21 protein-coding genes and 3 tRNA genes are annotated in these 24,954 nt (G+C 39.4%); 15 read left to right on the forward strand and 9 right to left on the reverse strand.

Going from position 1 to position 24,954, the window contains the following annotated elements; translation table 11 throughout:
• Positions 1 to 69 precede the first annotated feature (69 nt).
• Both BN8061_RS08000 and murB read left to right on the forward strand, forming a co-directional pair.
• Positions 70 to 1,269 carry a pyridoxal phosphate-dependent aminotransferase gene (locus tag BN8061_RS08000; RefSeq protein WP_068598234.1) on the forward strand — a complete coding sequence of 400 codons (1,200 nt, stop codon included), beginning with the start codon at positions 70 to 72 and terminating at the stop codon, positions 1,267 to 1,269.
• Entirely contained in the window at positions 1,269 to 2,291 is a 1,023-nt protein-coding gene (gene murB, locus BN8061_RS08005; RefSeq protein ID WP_068598235.1) for a UDP-N-acetylmuramate dehydrogenase, read from the forward strand. The genes BN8061_RS08000 and murB overlap by 1 nt, the downstream gene beginning before the upstream one ends.
• On the opposite strand, the gene BN8061_RS08010 is transcribed toward murB, so the two are convergent.
• A complete protein-coding gene (locus tag BN8061_RS08010) occupies positions 2,281 to 3,081 on the reverse strand; it encodes a cobalamin-binding protein (RefSeq protein ID WP_068598237.1) in 801 nt (266 codons plus the stop codon). The two genes, murB and BN8061_RS08010, sit on opposite strands and share 11 nt — an antisense overlap.
• Positions 3,082 to 3,182: 101 nt before the next feature.
• On the opposite strand from BN8061_RS08010, the gene lpxK reads away from it, so the two are divergent.
• Positions 3,183 to 4,223 carry a tetraacyldisaccharide 4'-kinase gene (lpxK, locus tag BN8061_RS08015; protein WP_068598239.1) on the forward strand — a complete coding sequence of 347 codons (1,041 nt, stop codon included), beginning with the start codon at positions 3,183 to 3,185 and terminating at the stop codon, positions 4,221 to 4,223.
• A 74-nt stretch (positions 4,224 to 4,297) separates the two neighbouring features.
• Here lpxK and BN8061_RS08020 read toward each other — a convergent pair whose 3' ends face one another.
• Entirely contained in the window at positions 4,298 to 5,875 is a 1,578-nt protein-coding gene (locus BN8061_RS08020) for an FMN-binding glutamate synthase family protein (protein WP_068598241.1), read from the reverse strand.
• A 239-nt stretch (positions 5,876 to 6,114) separates the two neighbouring features.
• Complete coding sequence (locus BN8061_RS08025; protein ID WP_068599473.1) at positions 6,115 to 7,701, reverse strand: ABC transporter substrate-binding protein; 1,587 nt, start codon at positions 7,699 to 7,701, stop codon at positions 6,115 to 6,117.
• Between the two features lie 62 nt (positions 7,702 to 7,763).
• On the opposite strand from BN8061_RS08025, the gene mtaB reads away from it, so the two are divergent.
• The 4 genes from mtaB to BN8061_RS08045 all read left to right on the forward strand — a co-directional run bounded on the left by mtaB (position 7,764) and on the right by BN8061_RS08045 (position 11,513).
• Positions 7,764 to 9,098, forward strand: a complete 1,335-nt coding sequence (gene mtaB, locus BN8061_RS08030; RefSeq protein WP_068598244.1) for a tRNA (N(6)-L-threonylcarbamoyladenosine(37)-C(2))-methylthiotransferase MtaB — start codon at positions 7,764 to 7,766, stop codon at positions 9,096 to 9,098.
• 43 nt (positions 9,099 to 9,141) lie between these two features.
• Positions 9,142 to 9,744, forward strand: coding sequence for a porin family protein (locus BN8061_RS08035; protein ID WP_235802711.1), 603 nt, complete (start codon positions 9,142 to 9,144; stop codon positions 9,742 to 9,744).
• Positions 9,745 to 9,843: 99 nt separating this feature from the next.
• Positions 9,844 to 10,374: a DUF4136 domain-containing protein gene (locus BN8061_RS08040; protein ID WP_068598249.1), complete on the forward strand. Its 531-nt coding sequence runs from the start codon at positions 9,844 to 9,846 to the stop codon at positions 10,372 to 10,374.
• Between the two features lie 5 nt (positions 10,375 to 10,379).
• Positions 10,380 to 11,513, forward strand: coding sequence for a carboxypeptidase-like regulatory domain-containing protein (locus BN8061_RS08045; RefSeq protein ID WP_094745916.1), 1,134 nt, complete (start codon positions 10,380 to 10,382; stop codon positions 11,511 to 11,513).
• A 34-nt stretch (positions 11,514 to 11,547) separates the two neighbouring features.
• Here BN8061_RS08045 and BN8061_RS08050 read toward each other — a convergent pair whose 3' ends face one another.
• Entirely contained in the window at positions 11,548 to 12,570 is a 1,023-nt protein-coding gene (locus BN8061_RS08050; RefSeq protein WP_068598253.1) for a TerC/Alx family metal homeostasis membrane protein, read from the reverse strand.
• Positions 12,571 to 12,680: 110 nt separating this feature from the next.
• On the opposite strand from BN8061_RS08050, the gene BN8061_RS08055 reads away from it, so the two are divergent.
• The 3 genes from BN8061_RS08055 to bshA are packed head-to-tail and all read left to right on the forward strand — an operon-like array spanning position 12,681 to position 16,723.
• Complete coding sequence (locus tag BN8061_RS08055; RefSeq protein WP_094745917.1) at positions 12,681 to 14,564, forward strand: glycoside hydrolase family 3 protein; 1,884 nt, start codon at positions 12,681 to 12,683, stop codon at positions 14,562 to 14,564.
• 11 nt (positions 14,565 to 14,575) lie between these two features.
• Positions 14,576 to 15,562, forward strand: coding sequence for a serine hydrolase domain-containing protein (locus BN8061_RS11790; RefSeq protein ID WP_094745918.1), 987 nt, complete (start codon positions 14,576 to 14,578; stop codon positions 15,560 to 15,562).
• Positions 15,563 to 15,583: 21 nt separating this feature from the next.
• Complete coding sequence (bshA, locus tag BN8061_RS08060) at positions 15,584 to 16,723, forward strand: N-acetyl-alpha-D-glucosaminyl L-malate synthase BshA (RefSeq protein WP_068598256.1); 1,140 nt, start codon at positions 15,584 to 15,586, stop codon at positions 16,721 to 16,723.
• Here the strand turns inward: bshA and BN8061_RS08065 are convergent.
• Both BN8061_RS08065 and BN8061_RS08070 read right to left on the reverse strand, forming a co-directional pair.
• Entirely contained in the window at positions 16,718 to 16,954 is a 237-nt protein-coding gene (locus BN8061_RS08065) for a hypothetical protein (protein WP_154662295.1), read from the reverse strand. The genes bshA and BN8061_RS08065 overlap by 6 nt on opposite strands.
• Complete coding sequence (locus BN8061_RS08070) at positions 16,951 to 18,708, reverse strand: aromatic amino acid hydroxylase (RefSeq protein ID WP_068598260.1); 1,758 nt, start codon at positions 18,706 to 18,708, stop codon at positions 16,951 to 16,953. The genes BN8061_RS08065 and BN8061_RS08070 overlap by 4 nt, the downstream gene beginning before the upstream one ends.
• A gap of 249 nt (positions 18,709 to 18,957) precedes the next feature.
• On the opposite strand from BN8061_RS08070, the gene lon reads away from it, so the two are divergent.
• Positions 18,958 to 21,378 carry an endopeptidase La gene (gene lon, locus BN8061_RS08075; protein ID WP_068598262.1) on the forward strand — a complete coding sequence of 807 codons (2,421 nt, stop codon included), beginning with the start codon at positions 18,958 to 18,960 and terminating at the stop codon, positions 21,376 to 21,378.
• Positions 21,379 to 21,514: 136 nt separating this feature from the next.
• Here lon and pncB read toward each other — a convergent pair whose 3' ends face one another.
• Complete coding sequence (gene pncB / locus BN8061_RS08080; RefSeq protein WP_068598263.1) at positions 21,515 to 22,717, reverse strand: nicotinate phosphoribosyltransferase; 1,203 nt, start codon at positions 22,715 to 22,717, stop codon at positions 21,515 to 21,517.
• A gap of 70 nt (positions 22,718 to 22,787) precedes the next feature.
• Positions 22,788 to 23,567, reverse strand: coding sequence for a hypothetical protein (locus tag BN8061_RS08085; protein WP_068598265.1), 780 nt, complete (start codon positions 23,565 to 23,567; stop codon positions 22,788 to 22,790).
• Positions 23,568 to 23,642: 75 nt separating this feature from the next.
• Here BN8061_RS08085 and BN8061_RS08090 point away from each other — a divergent pair, with 75 nt between their 5' ends.
• A complete protein-coding gene (locus BN8061_RS08090; protein ID WP_068598267.1) occupies positions 23,643 to 24,047 on the forward strand; it encodes an RNA-binding S4 domain-containing protein in 405 nt (134 codons plus the stop codon).
• Here BN8061_RS08090 and BN8061_RS08095 read toward each other — a convergent pair.
• Positions 23,995 to 24,525 carry a shikimate kinase gene (locus BN8061_RS08095; RefSeq protein ID WP_068598269.1) on the reverse strand — a complete coding sequence of 177 codons (531 nt, stop codon included), beginning with the start codon at positions 24,523 to 24,525 and terminating at the stop codon, positions 23,995 to 23,997. The two genes, BN8061_RS08090 and BN8061_RS08095, sit on opposite strands and share 53 nt — an antisense overlap.
• Before the next feature lie 129 nt (positions 24,526 to 24,654).
• Here BN8061_RS08095 and BN8061_RS08100 point away from each other — a divergent pair.
• The 3 genes from BN8061_RS08100 to BN8061_RS08110 all read left to right on the forward strand — a co-directional run bounded on the left by BN8061_RS08100 (position 24,655) and on the right by BN8061_RS08110 (position 24,934).
• Positions 24,655 to 24,727, forward strand: a tRNA-Lys gene (locus BN8061_RS08100).
• A gap of 7 nt (positions 24,728 to 24,734) precedes the next feature.
• Positions 24,735 to 24,818, forward strand: a tRNA-Leu gene (locus BN8061_RS08105).
• 43 nt (positions 24,819 to 24,861) lie between these two features.
• Positions 24,862 to 24,934 (forward strand) — tRNA-Lys (locus BN8061_RS08110).
• Positions 24,935 to 24,954: the final 20 nt, after the last annotated feature.

Below are 24,954 nucleotides of genomic sequence, written 5' to 3' on the forward strand. Positions count from 1 at the left end.
TACAAATGTTTAGACAAAAACGATGCCATTGTAGGTATTGAAAGTTAAAAATATATTAAAATCAGTTAAATGAGAATCATTTCAAACAAAGCATTGAATATGCCTGCCTCGCCAATCAGAAAATTGGTACCTTATGCAGACAAAGCGAAACAAAAAGGTCGAAAAGTTTATCATCTCAATATTGGGCAACCCGACATCGATTCGCCGCAATCGGCTTTAGACGCCCTGAAAAATTTCAACGAAACCATCGTTTCTTATACGCATTCAGAAGGAACTTTAGCTTATAGAGATGCATTGGCAAAATATTTCAAAAATCGAGGAATAGATTTACAACCGCAAAACTTTATCGCAACATTGGGAGGGTCTGAGGCATTGTTGATGCTGTTTGCCATCATTGCCAATCCAGGAGAAGAAATCATCATACCAGAACCGTTTTATGCCAATTACAACGGATTTACGTGCGACAACGAAGTGAATATAGTGCCAGTTGTGTCGACGATAGAATCTGGATTTGCATTGCCACCAATCGAAGAGTTCGCCAAAAAAATCACCGATAAAACTCGCGCTATTCTGATTTGTAATCCAGGAAATCCGACTGGTTATGCCTACAGCAAAGAGGAATTGAAGCAGCTAAAAGATTTGGTCATCGAGCACGATTTGTACCTGATCGCAGACGAGGTCTATGCCGAATATTTGTACAGCGACGAAGCCTTTACTTCCATTTTATCATTTCCAGAACTTAAAGATTATGCTATTGTAATCGACTCTGAATCAAAGCGTTTTAGTTTGTGTGGAGCGCGAAGCGGTGCTTTGATTTCTAGAAATGAAGAATTCTTGAACGCGGCGATGAAGTTTGCTCAAGCCCGACTTAGTCCGTGTGAAATTTCACAATTTATAGCAACAAAAGCACACGAAAATCCAGGGGATTATTTCGAAGAATGCCGTGCCGAATATGTAAAACGTAGAGATGTTTTGGTCGAAGGACTCAATCAAATTCCTGGCGTAACTTGTCCGAATCCTAAAGGCGCATTCTATTGCATGATTCAATTGCCGGTCGATAATGCCGAGAAATTTGCCATCTGGTTGTTAGAAGAATTTTCAGACCAAAACCAAACCGTTATGATTGCTCCCGGAGCAGGGTTTTATAGCACGCCAGGTTCGGGGCTACAAGAAGCGCGCATCGCTTATGTTTTGAATGTTGAAGATTTAAAACGTTCGGTAGAATTGTTGAAATTAGCCTTGGCACAATATCCTGGAACGATACAGTAATGGAAATTTTAGAACATTATTCGCTGAAGTCTTATAATACCTTCGGAGTAGAATCGAACGCACGATATTTTACTGAGGTTTCTAACTTTCACGAGCTGAAGAAAGCCTTGCTGTTTCGTCGTCAACACGATCTGAAAATGTTGTTTATCGGTGGCGGAAGCAATATGTTGTTTGTGGATGATTTTGATGGAATCGTTATCAAACTGAATCTGAAAGGAATTGAAATTCTAAAAGAAACCGAAGATCATGTTTGGGTAAAAGCCATGGCGAGCGAAAATTGGCACGAGTTTGTCCTTTATACCTTATCGCAAGATTTCGGAGGATTGGAAAACTTGTCGCTCATCCCTGGCAATGTAGGCACGGCACCCATACAAAACATTGGAGCATATGGGGTTGAGGTAAAAGAGGTGATAGACGAAGTTGAAACTTTGGAAATCGAAACAGGAAATGAGCGATATTTCACGAACGAAGAGTGCCGTTTCGCCTACCGAGATTCTATTTTCAAAAATGAAGCAAAAGGGAAATATGCTTTGGTGAGCGTTACATTCAAACTGACCAAACATCACCACAATTTGCAAACAAGCTATGGAGCAATCCAATCCGAGCTAGAGGCGAGAGGCATCACCACTCCAACCATACGAGACATCAGCGATGTCGTGATTGCAATTCGCCAAAGCAAATTACCAGACCCAAAAGATATCGGAAATTCGGGGAGCTTTTTCAAGAATCCTTATGTGACGAATGCGGTTTATGAAACCCTAAAATCGAACTATCCAGACGTGGTGGCTTATCCGAACGCAGACGGAACCGTGAAACTTGCTGCAGCTTGGTTGATCGAAAAAGCAGGCTGGAAAGGGAAGCGTTTTGGGGATGCTGGCATACACGAAAAACAAGCCTTGGTATTGGTCAATTATGGCAATGCAACTGGGCGTGAAATCTACGATTTATCAGAAGCAATAATGCAAGATGTCGAAGATAAATTTGGGGTGAAGATCAAGCGAGAAGTCAACATCATACACTAGCTTGATAAGCTGCTATGATCGAAAATAAAGCATTTGCACCATCGGTGAGTGCTGCAGGTCCGGGCTGAAGAATCAGCTCGGATTTTATTTCGTATAAATAGTTGTTTCGCACAGCTTTTATTGCCTCGAAACCTGGTCGAGCTTTTACATGTTCGGGTTTAAACATTTTTCCGCACCAAGAACCGATGATGATATCTGGATTAGCCTCGATGATTTGTTGAGCTTGGAGAATTCTATTTTTGGCGAGTTTTTCGTTTTTGATGGAAGAGAACGGAATTTTTCCGCCACATAATTCAATCAACTCTTGTACCCAACAACTTCCAGCAATGATAGGGTCGTACCATTCTTCGAAAAATACGCTAGGTTGTGTCTCGAATTTGGTCGCGCTTTGATGCAGTTCGTCTAGTTGTAATGCATACGAATCGATGAGTTTTTTTCCTTTTTCCGTCTCGCCAATCAATCCGAAAAACTGTTGCATAAAATCAAAAATTCCTTGCAAACTGTGATGATTGAAGATGTGCACGTCAAAACCTTTCGCAATTAATTCTTGCGCTATATTGGCTTGCAAATCAGAATAACCGATAATCAAATCGGGTTTCAATTGTTCTATTTGTGCTGTTTTGACTTCTAAAAATGTGCAGACTTTAGGTTTTTCTTTTCGAGCAATGGCGGGGCGATAGGTAAAACCACTGATGCCAACCAATCGATCTTGTTCGCCAATGGCATACAAAAGTTCGGTTCCCTCTTCGGTAAGGCAGATGATGCGCTGTGGTTTTCGAGCGAGATACATTTCTAGTATTTGTTTTTACGAAGATACAAAAGCAAAACTTTATGAAACTCCATAGGAAGAAAAAATATTTTTTGGTATTTTCGCAGAGATATTATAAATGTATGAATTGGCGTAAATTTTTACTCCCTCTTTCTGGGCTTTATTGGATTGGAACCAGTTTCAGAAATATGCTGTTCAATGCCGGAATTCTCAAAGAAACTTCGTTCGATATTCCGATCATCAATGTTGGAAATTTGAGTGTAGGAGGAACAGGAAAATCGCCTCATGTCATGTATTTGATCGAATTGTTGAAGAACAAATACAAAATTGCAACACTCAGCCGTGGATACGGTAGAAAAACGAAAGGGTTTGTTTTTGCCAATTATCAGACCAAAGTCTATGACATTGGCGACGAACCAATGCAGTTTTTCAGACGATTCAAAAACAAAATCATTGTCACAGTTTGTGAAGATCGAGTTACTGGCGCTAATAAATTGATTCGTGATTTTTACCCCGATGCAATAGTCTTAGATGACGCTTTTCAGCATCGCAATATAAAACCTGGTTTGAATATTCTTCTCACCGAGTATCATCAGCCTTATTCGCAAGACTATGTGTTGCCTGCGGGTAATCTACGAGAGGGAAGTGCGGGAGCGAAAAGAGCAGATGTTGTGATCGTTACAAAATGTCCAGAAAATCTGAACGAAAAAGAGGTGAGAGCATTACAACACGACTTGAAATTAAAACCGAATCAGGAATTATTCTTTTCGAAAATTGTTTACGATCATCGCATTTATGGCTTACATGGCGAAATCCCGATGAGTGAATGGATGAATTACAACGTGGTGCTCATTACCGGGATAGCAAAAGCCGATGATTTTGTAGCGTTTTGCAAAACCAATTTTCGAGCAGTATTGCATTTAGAATATCCCGATCATCACAACTTTAGCGATTCTGAAATCGATTATATACGAAAACGTTACCGAGATACAGAAGGTGATAAATTGCTCTTGACGACCGAGAAAGATTATGTGCGGTTGTTGGAAGAAGAATCGTTGAAAAACGAATTGTATTATCTGCCTATTGGTATAGAACTCAACGATCCAGAGAAGTTCAATCGATTGGTTTTGAATTATGTATCCAATAATCTTAAAGTGAAATAATCAAGGGCCAAAATATTTTAGATATAAAAAAATCCACTCTCGCGAGTGGATTTTATATTTCGATAGGATGAAAATTAACCTCCGATGTTCGAGTTGCGAACCATGGTAAGAATATCATCCATAGATTTTCCAAGGTAAGCTCCTTCTTCTACAATCGGATACAATTGATCGTAGGTGCGAACTCGTGTTTTATCTATTCGAAGATTTACAAAGGTACGGTCAAAATCACGGTGTGATTTTACACCTGTTGCCGAAATCAACTCAGATAAATTATGCATGGTTTTCTTATGGAAGTTGTACATACGCGTCGCTTTATCTTCTACATCCAAACCTTTCATTAACTCGCGATCTTGTGTGGCAACCCCTACAGGGCAAGTGTTGGTGTTACATTGTAAAGCTTGGATACAACCTACGGCCATCATCATCGCACGAGCAGAATAGCACAAATCTGCACCAATTGCCATTACGCGAGCCATATGAAAAGATGAGATGATTTTTCCTGCAGCAATTACTTTGATGTCTTTTTTCAGGTCATATCCTCTCAGAACGTCAACTGCAAAAGCTAAACCGTCTAATAAAGGTGTCCCGATTGAGTTAGAAAATTCAATTGGCGCAGCTCCTGTTCCACCTTCACCACCGTCGATTACAATAAAATCGGGTTTAATTCCAGTTTTAATTATCGCTTCACAGATTTCTAAAAATTCACGTTTTACACCGATACACAATTTGAATCCGACTGGTTTCCCACCCGATAAGTCACGCAATTTTTTAATAAAATGCATCATTTCCTCTGCATCACCAAAAGCAGAGTGAGATGGAGGTGAGTCTACCTTTGTATAAGGCTCTACAGCACGAATTGCTGCAATTTCGGGCGTGTTTTTTTCTGCTGGTAGAATACCACCATGACCAGGTTTTGCACCTTGCGAGAGCTTCAATTCGATCATTTTTACGTTCGGCAGTGTTGCTCTTTCGATGTATTTCTGCTCATCAAAACCACCATCAGCAGCACGGCATCCGAAATATCCTGTTCCTATCTGCCAAATCAGGTCACCACCTGGTTTCAAGTGATAAGGCGAGATCCCACCTTCACCTGTGTTATGAGCAAAATTCCCAAGTTTTGCACCTTTGTTCATCGCCAAAACAGCATTCTCACTCAACGACCCGAAACTCATCGCCGAAATGTTGAGCAAAGAAGATAAATAAGGTTGGGTACATTCTGGCCCACCGATTTTAACACGAGGATCATCGGCATGTTTTATTTTTCCTGCGTACATCGAATGATTCAACCATTCGTATCCTGGCGAATACACATCGTCTTGTGTACCAAATGGCACGGTGTCGATTACGTTTTTGGCACGACGGTAAACCATCGAACGCATCAACCTGTTGATTGGTTTTCCCTCGGTATCGGTCTCGACAAAATACTGCATGATTTCGGGACGAATACTTTCTAATAAATATCGCCCATGTCCTACGATAGGGAAATTTCGTCTAATCGCATGTTTCTTTTGAGTAATGTCGATAACGCCCAAAAAGATCAGCGGTAAGAAAAAGATTAATAGCCAAAGCACACCTTTCCAGAAGAAAGAAATTACACCAATGGCAACTAAGATTGCAATGGAAGCTATAATGAATAGCTGTCTAACTTTCATAAATATCTAATTTATCTTTAGTACAAAATTCGCGATTCAAATATATTTAAAAAATACACAGTAAAATTATTTATCTACAAATTTTATTCGATAAATTTTATCTTTTGGCAGGTAGAAAACCTTTTCTCTTTGTAAGTTCCTTGCTTTGTATTCGATTTAGATGAAAGATTCATAGCAATAGGATAATCTTATTGAAAAATTTCTTCTCAAAATTTAAGATTAATGATAAAGTATGAATTCTATTTTTCTTTGTAAACACGAGTCAAATCGAGCATTTTGATCGGACTCATCCTGAGATTTTTCACTTTTTGATTAATGAATAAGGAAGTCTGATCGTACATGATGGGTAGGATAGGCGCTTCTTCCATCATCAACTTGTCGAGTTGCGCATAGATTTCTGCTCGTTTTTCTGCATCGTTTTCGTTAAAGGTCTTTAGGTATAGGGCATCGAATTGGGAATTGTTGTAATGCGAATAGTTCGGCCCTTCTGGCGCAAAATTTTTACTATAATATAAGGATAGGAAATTTTCGGCGTCTGGATAATCTGCTCCCCAATTGGCTCTGAAAAAACTGAATTTCCCTGTTGCTTTTCCTTCTCGCAGGGTTGGTCCCGGCACGACGTCAACTTTTATTTTAAGTCCGAGTTTCCCCATTTCGGCAGCAAAATATTCGCAGATGTCGATGTATTCTTGCACGGTGGTCAAGGTGATGGGTTTGGCGTTGGGGAATTCTTTTTTATATGCCAGAATCAATTCTTTCGCACGCTCCAAATCATATCGGTATCCGCTGGTGTTGCTATGACCTGGTAAACCCTTGGGAATGAAGCCGCCATCTGCAGCAAATCCTTGTCCTTTCATCAGGTATTTGATGATTTTGTTTTTGTCGATGCCGTAATTCATGGCTTGTCGCAATCTGTGGTCAATCGCATCTTTATCATCTAAAAAGAAACAAAAATATACGGTAGAGAGATAGGGCTCTTTGCGCAAATACAATTGGTCGCGATATTTCGGATTCAGGTTTCCATCTGCACTTAGAATTTCGTCTTTGTACGACGGATCCAAATCGGCCATCATATCGACATTGCCTTTGATCAACTCTAAAAACTCTGAATTTTTTTCGGGTAAAAAACTGATGTTTACGGCTTCTAAATACGGTAATGCTCGCCCTTGCTCATCTTTTTCGAAATACAAAGGGTTTCGGCGCAGCACCATTTTCACGTTGTCTTCCCATATTTTGAACTGGAATGGTCCTGTACCAATCGGATGTTGATTGAAATTTTCATTTCCATCTGCGAACAATTCTTTCGGCACAACCGAAGCATATTTCATGCTGATGAGACCCAGAAATGGCGGAAAAGCATCGGTCAGTTTTATTTCGAAAACACTATCGTTGATTGCTTTATAAGATTCGATATTGTTCATAATCCAACCGCCTGCACCATTGTTTTTGGGGTCTTTCAAACGGTCGAAACTGAAGGTGAAATCATCTGCTTTTACCGTTCTGGTCGAATCGTTTCCAAAGGCAGCGTGCTTGTGAAAATAGACATCTTGTCGCAGGTAAAAGGTGTAGATTTTTCCATCATCAGAAACGTTCCAACGTTCGGCAATATCGGGCTGAATAGTCAAATCGTAATCAATCTTTACCAAGCTGTTGTACATGAGGTTACAAGCCCAATTGTTGGCTTGTGTTCGAGCTTGAATCGGGTCTAGCGATGAGATGTTATCGTATCGGTTGAGCCTGAAAATTTTAGAATCATCAACACTTGTCTCTTGATAACAAGAGCAGTAGAGGAGTAATAAAATGATTCCCAATAGATATTTCCACATGTCGGATGGTGATTTTGCAGCCAAACTTATTGATTTTTGGGCTAATTTACTAAATTTGCAGCATGAATCTAGAAAGCAAAACAGTCGCATTTCATACTTTGGGTTGCAAATTGAATTTTTCCGAAACCTCTACCATTGCTCGTAGCTTGCAAGAACATGGTTATCTTCGGGTAGAATTTCATCAACCAGCAGATGTGTATGTCATCAACACCTGTTCTGTTACTGCAAATGCCGATAAAGAATGTCGAACGATTGTGAAAAATGCCCTGAAAGCAAATCCAGATGGATTTGTGATTGTGGTAGGATGCTATGCTCAATTGAAACCTGAAGAAATTGCACAAATGGAAGGGGTTGATTTGGTTTTGGGCGCCACAGAGAAATTCAATATCATCCAATATTTAGATGATTTGGATAAGCAGTCGGAAACCATCATTCATTCTTGCGAAATCGACGAGGCTGATTTTTATGTCGGTTCTTATTCGATTGGCGATCGTACTCGCGCTTTTTTGAAGGTGCAAGACGGTTGCGATTATAAATGTACCTATTGCACCATACCCTTGGCAAGAGGTGTTTCTAGATCAGACAAGATGGCTAATGTAGTAAAAAATGCTTATGAAATAGCAGAGCAAGGCATCAAAGAGATTGTACTCACTGGGGTAAATATTGGCGATTATGGCAAAGGTGAATTCGGAAATAAAAAACACGAACATACTTTTCTCGAATTGGTACAAGCCTTGGATGAGGTAGAGAATATAGAACGCATTCGCATCTCATCGATCGAACCCAATTTGTTGAGAAACGAAATCATAGAATTTGTAGCACAGAGCAAACGATTTGTACCTCATTTTCATATCCCATTGCAATCGGGGTCCGATGAATTGTTGAAAAAAATGAAACGTCGTTACCTTACTGCATTGTACCAAGATCGTGTACAAACCATCAGACAAATCATGCCCAATGCTTGTATTGGTGTAGATGTAATCGTTGGATTTCCGGGGGAGACCGATGAATTATTTTTAGAAACCTACAATTTCTTGAACGATTTGCCGATTTCTTATTTACATGTTTTCACCTATTCTGAGCGAGACAATACAGAAGCAATTGCATTTGAAGGAGCAGTTGACCAGCATACCAGAAAAGAGCGTAACAAAATGCTGCGCATCTTATCAGAGAAAAAACGATTGGCATTTTATCAATCACAATTGGGGAGCACCCAAAAAGTCTTGTGGGAACACGAGTCCAAAAATGATAAAATGTATGGATTTACCGAAAACTATGTAAAAGTAGAAATGCCCTACGATGAGCAATTGGTAAACCAAATACAACATGTAGATTTGGTCATGCTCAATGCGCTGGGAATAGTAGAAGCGCAAGCTGCACAAGCTGTCTTGATTTAATCAACTAAATAACATCAACAACTATAAGAATATGAAACAAATTATGAAGAAAATCAGCTTGCTGTTGGTAATAGTTTTAGCAATGAATACAACAGAAGCGCAAACCGTTTTTGGAGTAAAAGGAGGTGCAGGCGTGTCGAATACAACCAAGATTCATGGTGTATCAGAATCTCGAGTAGGTTTTTTGGCTGGTGGATTTGTAGAATTTCCATTAACGTACAAAAACAATTTTCACTATTTGCAGATCGAGGCACTCTACACCAGCCAAGGAGAATTTTCAAAATTTAGAGAAAGTAGCGACGAGAAGTATAAAGCATTTCTGAATTATATCAGCATCCCAATCATGTACAAATATTATTTGGATGATTCGAATACAGATTTCTTCTTAGAAGCTGGTCCACAGTTAGGCTTCCTTGTATCGAAAAATTTCGAAACCAATGGTCCTGAGATTGTAGAAGACACAGAAAAATCTTTTGATTTGGCAATAAACCTCGGTTTGGGATTCTCTTATCAAAGAAAATATGAAGCGAATCTGCGTTACGGCTACGGATTACTAGATTCTTATGAAACGTTCAACAATGGAGCAAGCGGAACTGGCATCAATCGCTCATCCTTACTATCGCTTCAACTGGCTTATAAATTCTAAAGAAATACAAAAATTGAAAATCTGGCTTCGGTCAGATTTTTTTTATTTTAAAAATAATGAAAAAAAAGATGTAAATTAGCAAGTATAAATTCTAAAAAGATGAAAGAAATAAAATACATTCTAGCAATCGCGCTCATCTTTACATTGGTGAGTTGTGGCGTTGTGCAAGTTCGTTCGGATTACGATAAGACAGCAAATTTTACAGCCTATAAGACCTATGCCTTTCATGAAAAAGGTTTCGAAAAATTACCTTTGAATGATTTGGATAAGAGAAGAATCATCAATGCTTTGGATCAAGATTTAGCGTCAAAAGGCTTTCAGAAAGTCAACAGCAATCCAGATCTGATTATCAATGTCTTGGCAAGTTCTAAAGAGCAAATCAACATCGATCACGATTATTACGGCGGATGGTATGGTTGGGGACCATATTGGGGTGGACCTGCCTCACGCGTTTCGCAATACACTTCTGGAACTATAATCGTAGATGTGATCGATTTCAACAAAAATATTTTAGTCTTTCAAAGTGTTGGTTCTGGGTTGAATGTTTCGGATATTTCTTCAAAATCTGAACGCATACCGCAAGCGATTCAAGAAATTATGAAAAATTTTCCGCCAGGTCAAAAAAAATAACTTAGATGAAAATTTTTCAACGTCTGATAGTGTGCTTCGGCATGCTATTTTTTTATCCTATAATGGCGCAATCCATCTTGAAGGGTAAAGTTGTAGACCAATACGCACAAGTTGTAGAAGGAGTCACGGTCATGGTCGATGGATCGAGTTTGAGTACCACAACAGACCAACAGGGTAATTTCCAAATTCAATTTCCCAATGGGCAGCATGCGTTGGTGTTCCGCCATGAGGGATTCGAACTGAAGAGAATTACCGTAAATGCTCAATACCTCACTCCGATCGTGGTAACTATGGTCGAAAAAATAATCGAGCTCGAGCAAGCCAACATTCGTGCGATGAGTCGAGAAGATTGGGAATATTATTATCAAATTTTCAAATCGAATTTTCTTGGGATCGATCAGCCTGCTAAGCAATGTAAAATACTGAATCCTAATATTTTGAGGTTTAATTATGAGCCCGAAAATCGGGTGCTGACTGCCAGCGCTCGCGAACCGCTTATCGTAGAAAATCTGTATTTAGGTTATAGAATAGAATATGATTTGTCCGAATTTATGATGGATTACAAATCGCAGTATTTATTGGTAATCGGCTCAAGTTATTTTCAAGAATTAAAAGCTTCTAAGTCCAAACAAAACAAATGGCAAAAAAATAGAAAAAAAGCCTATTTGGGGAGTTTTACCCATTTTCTAAAATCGGTCTACGACGATAAAATTAACGAAAATGGCTTCGATGTGAAACGCCTTATTCGCGAAGAAAATCCAGCCTATACCGAAGCTGTAGAACGTATTAAAAAAGGCGAATCGAATATCATTGTACCTCGTTCTAAAACAATTGCTTATCTGGTGAATCAGCCTGTGCCCATCGATTCTCTGGTGCAGCGAAAAGCTAATCAGGTGATGATGAATTTCGAAGGTTTGTATTCGGTCGAATATACATTAGAAAAAGAAGATATCGATTATGTGAAAAATATCAAGCATCAAAATTTATTTGGAAATCAAGTATCGCTTTTCAGCCTGAAATCACCAATCGAGCTTACGCCAGAAGGCTATTATGTAAACCCAGGCGATGTAATTTTGGAAGAATATTGGACCTGGGAAAAGTTTGCTCATCTCTTGCCTATCGATTACGTACTGAATTAAAAAAAGTCAACCCGATAGAGGTTGACTTCAATTTTTATAATTTTTCTTTTTTATTGCTGAGCAACGAAAGTATGATGGAGGTAATGAGCACCACTGCAATCACGCCCAACGAGATGATAGAATCGAAATGATAAAAAGGCATTATCAACATTTTGGTACCAATAAAGGCTAAAATAATCGCCAAACCATAATGCAACTTGTTGAATTTGTCCATTGAATTCGCTAAAAGAAAATACATCGAACGCAAACCTAAAATTGCAAAAATATTCGAGGTGTATAGGATAAACGGATCGTTTGGAGCGATTGCAAAAATAGCCGGAATACTGTCTACAGCAAAAACCAAATCGGTAATCTCTATCACAACCAAAGCTACAAATAATGGCGTCGCCATTCTGATACCGTTCTTCACGGTGAAGAATTTTCCGCCCGCAAAATCATTGGTAACTTTAAAGAATTTATGAACCAATCGTACCCCCAGATTTTTGTTCAAATCTTCGCTTTCGTCATCTTGATGCGAGTTCCAAGATTTGATTCCAGCACCGATTAAAAATAGTCCAAAAATTGTCAAAATGATATTCACTTCTCGATCTTGTCTAAACAAAGGCAATGTGATATAGGTATGTTTGATGATTTCTACGCCTGCAAAAATGAAAATCGCACGGAAAACTAAGGCACCCAAAATTCCCCAAAACAACACTCTGTGCTGAAATTCTTTAGGAATTTTGAAAAATGTAAAAACCAACACAAAGACAAAAAGATTGTCTACCGAAAGGGCTTTCTCTATCCAATAAGCCGCCTGATATTGGGAGAATTTTTCGAGCGCAAAGACGTGCCCATCATCTGCCTTGAACACAAAATAAATAATTACACTGAAAATCATTGAAAGCCCAATCCATAAAATCGTCCAGTTGAGGGCTTCTTTATTCGAAATTTCGTGAGAATTTTTATTGAACACGCCCAAATCCAATAAAAGCATAATGAGAACCGCAATGGCAAAGCCACCAATAAGCCAAGGATGATTGAACATATTGTCTTGTACTACAGTGAGAAAATTCATAAAGCAATAAAGATTTTATTTGAATACAATTTTAAACTAATTTTAGCACAATAAACTTTTTAAAACAATAAATTTTAATTTTTTTTACAATTCTTAATTCAAAATAATAAATGAAAAGGTTTTTGATCGCCATTTTTAGTAGTGTACTTTTGCAGACATCCTTAGAGGCTCAACAGGATTCACCTTTGTACCTCGATAGTCTTCAGCTCCAATGGGTCGATGCACAATACAATGCGATGACATTAGACGAGAAAGTTGGGCAACTCTTTATGGTGTCGGCCTATTCTAATCGCGATGCTGCACACGAATCCGAAATAGAAAAGTTGATTACCGAGGAACATATTGGTGGATTGATTTTTATGCAAGACCAAGCAGAGCATCAGCTACAATTGACCAATCGTTTTCAAAAAGCATCTAAAATTCCATTATTGATTGGGATGGATGCAGAATGGGGTTTGGCCATGCGGTTGAAGGGTGTCGAACGTTTTCCTTGGAATATGACGCTCGGAGCTTTGCGAGATACCCAATATATTTTTCAAGTAGGGCAGAGCATTGCTTTTCAGGCACAGCGTATGGGAGTTCATTTCAATTTTGCCCCATCGGTCGACGTGAATGTCAATCCGAATAATCCTATCATTGGTAATCGTTCGTTTGGTTCAGATCCTCTTCGCGTTGCGCAAAACGGAGTAGCGTATATGAAAGGTTTGCAAACTCAGCGCGTCATCTCCTCTGCCAAGCATTTTCCGGGGCATGGCGATACCGACCAAGACTCTCACAAAACTTTGCCTACCATATCGGCAAATCTTCAAGATTTAGAAAAATATCATATTGCACCTTTCAAAAAATTGATAGACGAAGGCGTTTATAGTGTGATGGTTGCCCATCTCAACGTTCCAGCATTGGATAATTCGAGTGTGCCTTCTACTTTATCTTCCAAAATCGTGACCGATTATCTGAAAGGAAAATTGGGCTTCAAAGGGATTGTGATTACCGATGCTCTCAATATGGATGGCGTTGCAAAAGGTCGTGAAGCGGGCGAAATTGATTATCTGGCTTTCAAAGCAGGGAATGATATTTTGTTGTTTTCGCAACAGGTAAAATCGGGTAAGGCCAAAATAATCAAGGCGATAGAGTCGGGCGATATCCCAGAAGCTCGGCTAGAAGAGAGTGTAAAGAAAATCTTAATGGCTAAGTATTTGGTTGGACTTCATGAACCGAAAACGCTTTCGGCAGAGCAAGTGTTACAAGATCTGAATTCGAATATGTACAAAGCCCTGAGCAATAAAATCTACGAGAAGGCAACAACCTTGGTGAAAAATAAGCAAAACATTGTTCCGATCAAAACATTAGAACAACAGAAAATTGCATTTGTGCCTTTGGAAGAAGACAATTATCAAACTTTTCACGATGCGCTCAATCGCTATACCAAAGTAGATTTGATAAAAATTTCTAATGCTTCACAACTCAATCGTTTAAATAATTATGATTATGTGATTGTGGGCGCTTTTCTGTCGAACGAAACGGTTTATAAATCGTACAAATTATCTAATCAATCGAAAATGATTCTAGAAAATATGCCAGCCAACAGCAAGGTGATTTTTTCTTTGTTTACCAGTCCGTACGGTTTAAAAGATCTCAACTTGAAGAATATTGACGCAGTTTTGGTTCAATATCAAAATACCAACGATGCACAATCGGCTTCTGCACAGGCTATTTTCGGAGCGATTGATGTAGACGGAATTTTACCAGTCGAGGTGAATCAGAAATGGAAAGCAGGGCAGTCGATTACCACTCAAAAAATCAACAGACTTGGTGAAGCCTTACCAGAGGTTGTTGGGGTAAATTCTATCGTTTTGTCTAAAATAGACATGATTGCCGAAGATGCGATTGCAAAGGGTTACACGCCCGGAATGCAAATTTTGGTTGCTAAAGACAACAAAATTATCTACGATAAAGCTTTTGGAAATCATACCAAAAGCGAAAAAAAAAAGTAAACACAACAGATTTGTATGACGTAGCCTCGGTAACAAAGGTCACAGCCACTTTGCCTTTGATGATGAAAGAGGTAAGTGAAGGGAAAATGAGTTTGTCGCAACGCCTCGAAGAAATCGATGCCGACGCTCGAAACACGAACAAAGCGCGTTTGAGTTTGAAAGAGGTGTTGGCGCATCAAGCTGGATTAGCTCCTTGGATTGGCTTTTACAAAGAAACCGTAAATGTGCAAAACGCTCGTTTGTACCTCGATTTTTATTCGCGTAAGCAAGACGAAGAACATCAAATCAAGGTTACCGATAATATTTACATCATCAATACGATAAAAGATTCGATTTTCGATGATATCTACAACTCTAAATTAGGACCAAAGAAATATGAATATTCAGATTTGGGCTATTATATCTTTCAAAAATATTTCGAAAAGAAATATCAGCAACCTTTAGATGAATTGGTAGATGAAGCGTTTTACAAAAAAATGGGCATGTACCGCACAACTTACAACCCCAAAAATCATTTTTCGTTAGACGAGATTGTCCCGACAGCGTGGGATAAAACCTACCGCAATCAGTTGGTTCATGGTTATGTGCACGATCAAGGCGCGGCGATGATGGGCGGTGTTGCTGGGCATGCAGGTTTGTTTTCTACGGCAAATGACATGGCAAAAATTGGGCAACTTTTCCTCAACAAAGGGCAGTATGGTGGGCATCAATTGATACGTCCAGAAGTTGTTGATGAATTCACCAAACAGCAATTCTCTGGCAATCGCAGAGCTGCAGGTTTCGATCGTCCAGAGCGCACAGCCAAAAAAGGGCCTTCTGATGAGAGTTACGGACACAAAGGCTTTACAGGAACCATGATTTGGGTAGACCCGAAATATAATGTGGTCTACGTTTTCTTATCGAATAGAGTAAACATTAGCGTCGAAAACAATTTGTTGTCGAGCAAAAAAGTGCGAGAAAATATCCTCGATATAATTTATGAAGCAATAATCCCTTAAATTTGACGTATGAAAAAAAGGATGAAAATTGGCATTGTTTGCTATCCTACCTATGGCGGTAGTGGCATTGTCGCAACAGAATTGGGAATGGATTTGGCAGAAAAAGGTCACGAAGTTCATTTCTTCAGCTCCAATATGCCGGCTCGACTCAACATCAAATTACCGAATATTTTTTTTCATCGTATTCATGTCGAGACTTATCCTTTGTTCCAATATCAACCTTACGATCTGGCATTGAGTACAATTTTATACGAAAAAACTCTCCAATATCAGTTAGATTTGGTGCATGTACATTATGCAATTCCGCATGCTTATGCTGCATATTTTGCCAAACAAATGTTGAACAGAAAAGGTTACAATTTACCTGTTGTCACCACCTTGCACGGCACCGATATTACCCTGGTTGGGAAACATCCGGTTTACAAAACTGCGGTCGAATTCTCGATCAACGAGTCTGATATTGTAACCGCTGTTTCGGATAGTCTAAAACAAGATACACTCCATGCTTTCGACATCAACAACGATATTCAAGTGGTGCCAAACTTCATCGACAACGAGCAATATATACCAGAAAAATTTGGTTGCTGTCGTAGTCATTTTGCTTTGCCAAGCGAAAAAGTGATTTTGCATGTTTCTAATCTGAGGCGAGTAAAACGTATACAAGATGTGATTTCTACATTTAATCTTATCCAAAAATCAATTCCTTCGAAACTCATCATTGCGGGCGAAGGACCAGAATGGGAGATGGCCGATAATCTGATTCAAGAATATGGAATTGAAGATAAAGTAAAAAGTTTGGGTATGGTAAGCGATCTGAATGATGTTTTGAAGGCAGCCGATTTGTTTTTATTGCCTTCCGAACAAGAGAGTTTCGGGTTGGCTGCTTTAGAAGCAATGGCTGCGAGCGTTCCGGTGATTTCGTCGAATGCAGGTGGCATACCTGAAGTGAATTTGGATGGAATTACTGGGTTCGTTTGTCCGGTTGGTGATGTAGCGATGATGGCAGAAAAAGCCATTTATATCTTAGAAGATCAGCAAAGGTTGGCGCGTTTCAGTAACGAAGCCAAAGAACAAGCCTTGCGTTTCGATAAGAAAATAATTTTGCCTATGTACGAAGATTTGTACCGCAAAGCTTTGATAAACAAAACAGTCGAATTATAATCCGACTGTTTTGTGATATTCCTCCTCAAAAATTTTCAATAGCTTGTTCATGTCGTGACGCCAAAAGAATTGTTCTTTCAGGTCGTCGTGGTCTTTTTCATGGTAAAAAACTCTAAACGCCGACATGTTGCCATTTCCTATTTTTTCTATTTTGGTAATAACTTTTCCAAATTTCTTAGCTTGCGATTTGAATTCGTTCAATTCATCGTTTATCGATATGCTGTTCATCATACAGTTTCTTTTTCGAAAATTAAATCCAATCCATTATCAATCAGATGCGCAAGTCCAGGATTATTTTGTTTGTAATGCTCCAAATATTGCAAAGCTCTGGTCTGCAAATCGCTGTCGTTTTCTCGATGTGCCAATTCGGTGATTTCTAAGGTCAACAACCAATCTTTTGGATGATTTGTTTTGACCTCTTCGAAAACGCTGTGCAACGCCACCGACTGCTTGTCGCTGTTTCGATAATCTCTTACTTGTTGATAGAGTTGCTCGAGTGCTAATTTTTCTGGCGATTTTTTAGGTTTAATGGTGGTCGAACTCGGCACATGCGAAATCATATCAAAACTATTGTAATCTGCTGGTCCAGAGAAAGCCGAAATTACTTTTTTACCAATTGCCATATCGTAAACGCCCCATTCTGGTCTGAATAAGATTTCTTCGCCATATTTAACCGTACAATTCTTGAAAGAAATCAAAACAATTTTTCCTTTCAAATCTCGTCTTCCGGTGATGATTTCTCCTTCTACCGTGATGTCGCCCTCAAATTCCAAATGGGTTACCTTGCCTTCGTAGATGTTGTATGCGCTTAAATCTTTCGGACTCATGTCTTCAATAGCCAAGTTGATTCCTTTCAGTTTGCCGAGTGGCGAGCCAAAACCGTCTTGATGATAATCGGTTCCGTGATTGATGAGTTCTCGCTCGTGGTAAGCCAAAGCGGTAGGTCCTGTGGTTTGGTAATAAACTGGTTTTCCGTTATGTTCGATAACTCGAGTGAAAACGCCAGAAACTTGTATCCCCGTCGAAAGTTCGATGGTTCCTAAGGCTTTAGAGTCGATGAGTTTTTGCAATCCGCTCAAACCGCCATTTCGCACAGCCATCGTATTGGCAAATTCTTCAAGAATCAGGCTGAGATGAGCAAAATCTGGTGTTACATAAAGTTGCGGTTGAGGTTTGGTAATGTCGAAACCTTGGTAAGCCGCTTTGATGTCGTATGGAATCTTTTTTACTTCATCTCTCATACACCAAGTAGATTCGCCGATAGACGACAACAAACCTGCACCGTAGATTTTGGGCTGTTCCAAACTTCCAATCAAACCATATTCCACCGTCCACCAATGCAAGTTTCTAATGAGTGCCATTTCAGAGGGTTCAACTACTTTTGCTTGCAAATCATCCACTCTTTTACGCGCTTTTACCAAGACGTCTTCTGGTGTTCCTTCGGCTTCTTCGAAAATCGAAAGTTCGCGAATCGCTTCATAGATTTCGTAATCATGTGCAGACGAAATGGCCTTACAACCAATTTCACCAAATCTTCGTAAATATTCTGCATATTCTGGATTGGCGATGATTGGGGCGTGCCCAGCACCTTCGTGAATGATGTCGGGAGCAGGGGTATATTCAATATTTTCTAATTGTCTGATGTCTGATGCAATCACCAAAACATGGTAGGCTTGGAATTCCATAAAAGCATTGGGCGGTATAAAACCGTCTACCGCAACCGCAGCCCAACCAATTTCTCTCAAAATTCGGTTCATCCCATACATATTCGGAATGCTGTCGATTTCGAGCCCCGTTTTTTTCAGTCCTTCGACATAAGAGTCGTGAGCGACTTTCGAGAGATAGTCTACATTTTTACGCATTACATATCGCCAAACCGCTTGATTTATAGGAGTGTAATCCTCGTAATTTTGAGGTTTGATGAATTGTTTCAAATGTGGCGGTAACCGATCTATCAGTGGGTTTGATTCATATTGTGTGTCCATTTCAGAGGATTTTATTTACGTTCCTAAAATACTAATAATTCTTCAAATATGCCAATCTTTCAGCGTAGTTTCCTTTGGCATTTGGTTTGACTAGAATAGTTGGTTACAATGAATGCGTTTGTAATGGTATAAATTAACAAATTGACTATGAATACGTTAAGTTCGCTTTTGTTTTGATTTATAGCATTATAATCGAGGTATAAATGTCGTCTTACAGAAATAGTAGACAAATTGTCATAAACTTAAAAAATGGGAGAAGAAATCGAATTAATCCCGCTCATGAGCAGGGACGAAGAAAATAAATTACAAAAACAAAACTTGCCAGAGGTTTTACCGATATTATCGCTGCGCAATACCGTGTTGTTTCCAGGAGTGGTGACGCCCATTACAGCAGGTCGAGACAAATCGATAAGATTGCTTACCGAAGCTCACAAAAACAATGGTTTGGTAGGCGTGGTAGCGCAGAAAGACATCAGCATCGAAGATCCGAACACCGACGAGGTTTTCACTATTGGTACCATGGCAAAGATTCTGAGAATGATCAAATTACCAGATGGTAATATTACGGTGATTCTTCAGGGGATAAAGCGTTTCAATATTGTGAATTTCGTAGAAGAACTTCCTTATTTCAAGGCAGAAATAGAGGTGCTGAAAGAGAAAAATCCTTCTTCAAGAAACAAAGAATTTCCGATCATCATCGAATCGATGAAAGAATTTTCGTATCAGATTATCGAAAAAAATCCGATGATCCCAACCGAAGCAGCAGAAGCCCTGAAAAATATTGAAAGCGATCGATTCTTGATCAATTTTATCGCAACCAATCTTACTTTATCCATTTCAGAAAAGCAAGATCTTCTCGAAATTTCTGACATCAAACATCGAGCAATGGAGGTGTTGCGCTATATGAATTTGGAATTGCAAAAATTGGAACTGAAATCAAATATTCACAACAAAGTGCATCGCGTACTCGATCAACAGCAAAAAGAATATTTTCTGAATCAGCAGTTGCGCACCATACAAGAAGAATTGGGCGGCAATACAGCCGAGTCGGAGATGGAAGAAATGCGCGAAAAGGCGAAGAGCAAAAAATGGTCGGAAGAGGTGGCGTTGCATTTCGAAAAAGAAATCAATCGTTTGGCTCGATTGAGTCCGCAAATGCCAGAGCACAACATCCAACGCAATTATTTAGAATTTTTGCTCGAGTTGCCTTGGAACGAATACACGCAAAATCAGTTCGATTTGAAGAATGCACAACGCATTTTGGATCGTGACCATTACGGATTAGAAGATGTGAAAAATCGCATCATCGAACATTTAGCCGTCTTGAAATTGAAGGGCGATATGCGTTCGCCAATCTTGTGTTTGTACGGACCTCCCGGGGTGGGAAAAACTTCACTCGGGAAGTCGGTTGCAGAAGCCATTGGGCGCAAATACATTCGAATGTCTTTAGGAGGATTGCACGATGAATCGGAGATTAGAGGACATCGAAAAACCTATATCGGCGCCATGCCAGGTCGAATCATCCAGTCGATCAAAAAAGCAGAATCGTCGAACCCTGTTTTTGTGTTGGACGAAATCGATAAAATGTCGTCGAGTGCACACGGCGATCCATCTTCTGCCATGTTAGAAGTGTTAGATCCTGAGCAAAATACCAGTTTCTATGATAATTTTTTAGAACTTGGTTACGACCTTTCTCGCGTGTTTTTCATCGCAACAGCGAACAACATCAGTAATATTCCTTCGCCTTTGAGAGATCGAATGGAAATGATCAATATTTCGGGCTATACCATCGAAGAGAAAATAGAAATTACTCGTCGTCATTTGTTGTCGAAACAATTACGAGAACATGGAATGAAAGATGGAGATATTATTTTGTCTGTTGAGATGATAGAGTACATCATTACTGGATATACCCGAGAAAGTGGAGTTCGAAAACTCAACCAACTCATTGCTAAAATTGTGCGTTATGGTGCGAAAAATTTAGCAATGGAAATCGAATACGATCCTCATTTATCAGAAAAAATAATTCAGCAAATCTTAGGTCCATCAATCACAGCAGATCGATACGAGAACAACGAAACGCCTGGCGTGGTGGTTGGTCTGGCTTGGACTAGCGTTGGAGGCGATATTTTGTTTATCGAATCGATTTTGTCTAAAGGTAAAGGCGGATTATCCATTACTGGAAATTTGGGAAATGTGATGAAAGAGTCGGCAACAATTGCGTTGGAATATATACGCGCAAATGCCGAGGAGTGGAATATAGACCCAAATGTTTTCGAAAATTACAAAGTTCACATTCACGTTCCTGAAGGTGCAACCCCGAAAGACGGACCATCTGCCGGAATTACCATGCTCACTTCTTTGGTTTCTTCGTTCACTCAACGCAAAGTAAAAGCCAATTTAGCAATGACAGGTGAGATTACTTTACGTGGGAAAGTGTTGCCAGTGGGCGGAATCAAAGAGAAAATTTTGGCAGCTAAGCGTGCTGGAATTAAAGAAATTATTCTTTGTGAGGATAATAGAAAAGACGTAGAAGACATCAAGAAAAGTTATCTGAAAGGGTTGAAATTCCATTACGTTACCGAAATGAAAGAAGTCATCAATTTGGCGTTGACCAAGCAAAAGGTAAAAAATGCCAAAAAGTTTGAGATAATAGAAAAAATAGATTAATAAAAATTGAGGAGGCTGTATCAAAAGTCCAATTATTGTCAGGCTCAAATCGTCTGAAGCATTATGCAAATTCTTCACCAACGAGCTTGGCGTGGCAGTTGAACAAATTGTTACAGCCTCAACTATTTAGCTTTTCTTATTGCAACACTTCGTCGTGTTTTTCGATATCGCCCAATTGTAAAATTTCTTTTGCCAATTCGATATCACGCGGTTTGCCCGTGTGTTTGTTTCCTTCGTCAGACAGTTTTACCACACCAGTCCAAGGCAAATCGTAAGAAGAAATTTCGGTCAGTTTCATCACGATGTTCATCGCTCTCAATCCGACATCGTTGGTGAGGTTTGTTCCAATTCCGAAAGAAATTCCAATTTTACCTTTACAGAAATTACTGATGGTTTCGACCTTCTCAGAATTTAGACCATCAGAAAATATGATGGTTTTGTGCAACGGGTTGATTCCCATTTTTTCGTAATGGGCGATAGTCATTTTTGCAAATTCGATTGGGTCGCCGCTGTCGTGTCGAACGCCATCGAACAATTTCGAATGTTTTTTGTCGAATTGCCTGAAGAAAATTTCGCTGGTATACGTATCAGAAAGCGCAATACCCAAATCGCCATAGAAAACTTTCACCCAACGATCTAGGCTTATGGCGTTGGCAATTTTGTACCCAAATCTTGCGCCGTGAAACATGAACCATTCATGGGCGTGCGTTCCAATTGGTTTCACATTGTATTTATGAGCAAAATGCACATTCGATGTTCCTACAAAACTTTTACCCGTGTGGGTGGTCAATTCTTGCATTACCAAATCGTGCACCTCGTACGAGTGTCTTCTGCGCGTTCCGAAATCGGCAACGTTGGCATCTAAGCGATTGTACAAATCGATTTTGTCGCTTGTTCTTTGTTTTACCTCTTCATCAGATATGCGTTCGGCTTTGGTCATTTTGTAATACAATTCGCAGATGAGCGCCAGCAGTGGCACTTCCCAAAGTATTGTTCGATACCAATTGCCTTCGACATGAACTTGCAAATCTGTTCCGTCTTGGGTAATTTTCACCTCGTCTGGGTCGAATCGGTAACCTTGTAGAAAGTCTAAATAAGACGGACTGATATACGGACAATTGTCTTGCAAATATTTTTTTTCTTCTTTTGTAAGAGCGAGCTCGGCCATTGCTCGAACTTGTTTTTTTAGTTCTTCGCCAAAACCTTCGGGAAATTCGTGTTTTCCACGGTTGATGAAGGCGTATTTGGCTTGTACGTCTGGATACAATTTTGTCACGGCAAATTGCATGGTGATTTTATAAAAATCGTTATCCAGTATAGAATGATATATTGGCTCCATAATTATGTATTGTGAATACGAAAATAAAAAAAGCCAACGATAATGTTGGCCTTTCTGTGGATTTTTATTTCTATTTTTTACGATCGGTAACTTTCAGTAATTCGAACGAGAAGATAAAACTTCTATCTCGATATCCTATATCACCACTATCGGTAATTCCGCTTCCTACAAAGGCTTTGCGACGAGCAAATGCCAAACGAGAAGGTAAAATAATTACGCCTTGCATATGGTACAAATCGTTCGGGTCTCGCTCGGTAGATTTGAATTGTTTAAGCCCTTCTACAAAATTCGGCAATTCGAAGTATTCTTTTTTGTAACCCAAATCAATAAGCGATTGCGTCAATGGATAGTAATAAAAAGATGGATCTTTCAACGGAATATTCGTTTCTACCGTAGTCGAATATGGCAACATACTGTTGAAGTAATAACGCTTGGTAGACAATTGTGTTGGTCTGAAGTGACGAGCTTCTACATGCAATAGAATAGAGTCGTTTTCATTATTGATCACAGAACGCCCTTCGGCAGTCGCATTTGGATTCAACACATAGATAACACCTTTGGCATCTTTTTGTGCAAATTCATCCAAAGTTTTGTAATCATCATCGTTGATACCTGTTGTTGGATTGGTTCCTACAATGGTATCTTTCGTGGTGATTTTTCCGTTTATCGGATGAAAATAATGGTTCGATAAGAATTTTTGTATGGCATCATCATCCAAGGCATCGCGTTCAGCTTGAGATACTTCTACATACGATTCTACTTCATTTTTATCATCATCATCGTTTTTACAAGCGGTAAATCCGATCAAAAGCGAAGAAGCCATCAAGGCAACGGTATATTTTTTAATCATTATAATTGAATTTCTTTCTAATTTGCGAATTTAAACAAAATTAAGAAATTATAAGCTTAAAAATACGAAGAGACTATGCGATTGGATAAATTTTTGTGGAGTGTACGCTATTATAAAACCAGAAGTTTGGCAGCAGACGCCTGTAAGAAAAACAGAATAAAAGTAAACGGAGACGTGGCAAAAGCCTCTAGAGAATTGATAGAAGGCGATGAATTGCAAATAAAAAAAGATCAGATCAACCTCTCGTGTAAAATTTTGCAAATTCCTAAAAGTAGGATAGGAGCCAAGTTGCTGAGTTTACACATCCTCGATACCACCCCGGAAGAGGAGTACGAATTGCTCGAGCTCAGACGAATGTCGCAAGATTATTACCGAGAAAGAGGCGAAGGCAGACCGACGAAGAAAGACCGACGAGATCTTGACGAATTCATTGCTGGAGAATTTTTTGATGACGAAGATGATCGAGCAACAGATTCGTAATTGTTTTTTCGTCCCGATCTTTCGTGTTCAAAATAAAATTGGCTTGCTCGTAAAACGTTCGACGCTCGAACAGGTGTTTTGCGATGAATTCTGCTAAATTTTCGTCGGTCAAATGTTGTAACATCGGACGTTGCGATTTCTCTTTTACAAGCCGTTGAGTAAGCGTAGGGATAGTGGTTTGCAAATAGACCGAATACGATGAATTGTTGATCAATTCCATATTGTTGTAATAGACAGGAGTGCCACCACCAAGAGACAATACAGTGTTGGGGAGCGTTAAGGCGTGTTGCAACAGCTCGTGTTCTAATTTACGGAAAGCGATTTCGCCTTTATCTCGAAAGTAATCAGCAATAGAACTGTTGATTTCTTTTTCGATAAGTGCATCCAAATCATAAAACGAATAGTGAATTGCGCTTGCCAACAATTTCCCTACCGTAGATTTTCCGCTTCCCATATACCCAATAAGTGAAATATTCATGAGGAGATCATTTTTGCAAAGTTGCATCATTTTTTAAATCAAACAATTAAAAAAAATATTAAAAAAAAGTTTTCGAAACGTTTGTTTAATATCGAAAGATAACTCTATATTTGCACTCGCAATTTGTAAGACCTGGTAGCTCAGTTGGTAGAGCACAACACTTTTAATGTTGGGGTCCTGGGTTCGAGCCCCAGCCAGGTCACAAGATTGCCCACGTGGTGGAATTGGTAGACACGCCATCTTGAGGGGGTGGTGTCCCTTTGGATGTGCTGGTTCGAATCCAGTCGTGGGCACAGAAGTTGCATCAAAAATTACAAGAAGCTATAGACTATTGTAGACCTGGTAGCTCAGTTGGTAGAGCACAACACTTTTAATGTTGGGGTCCTGGGTTCGAGCCCCAGCCAGGTCACAAGTTTCTGTTTTTTTTGA

Origin of the sequence: Vaginella massiliensis, from assembly GCF_900089075.1 — a bacterium.
GTDB classification, from domain to species: Bacteria; Bacteroidota; Bacteroidia; order Flavobacteriales; family Weeksellaceae; genus Weeksella; species Weeksella massiliensis_A.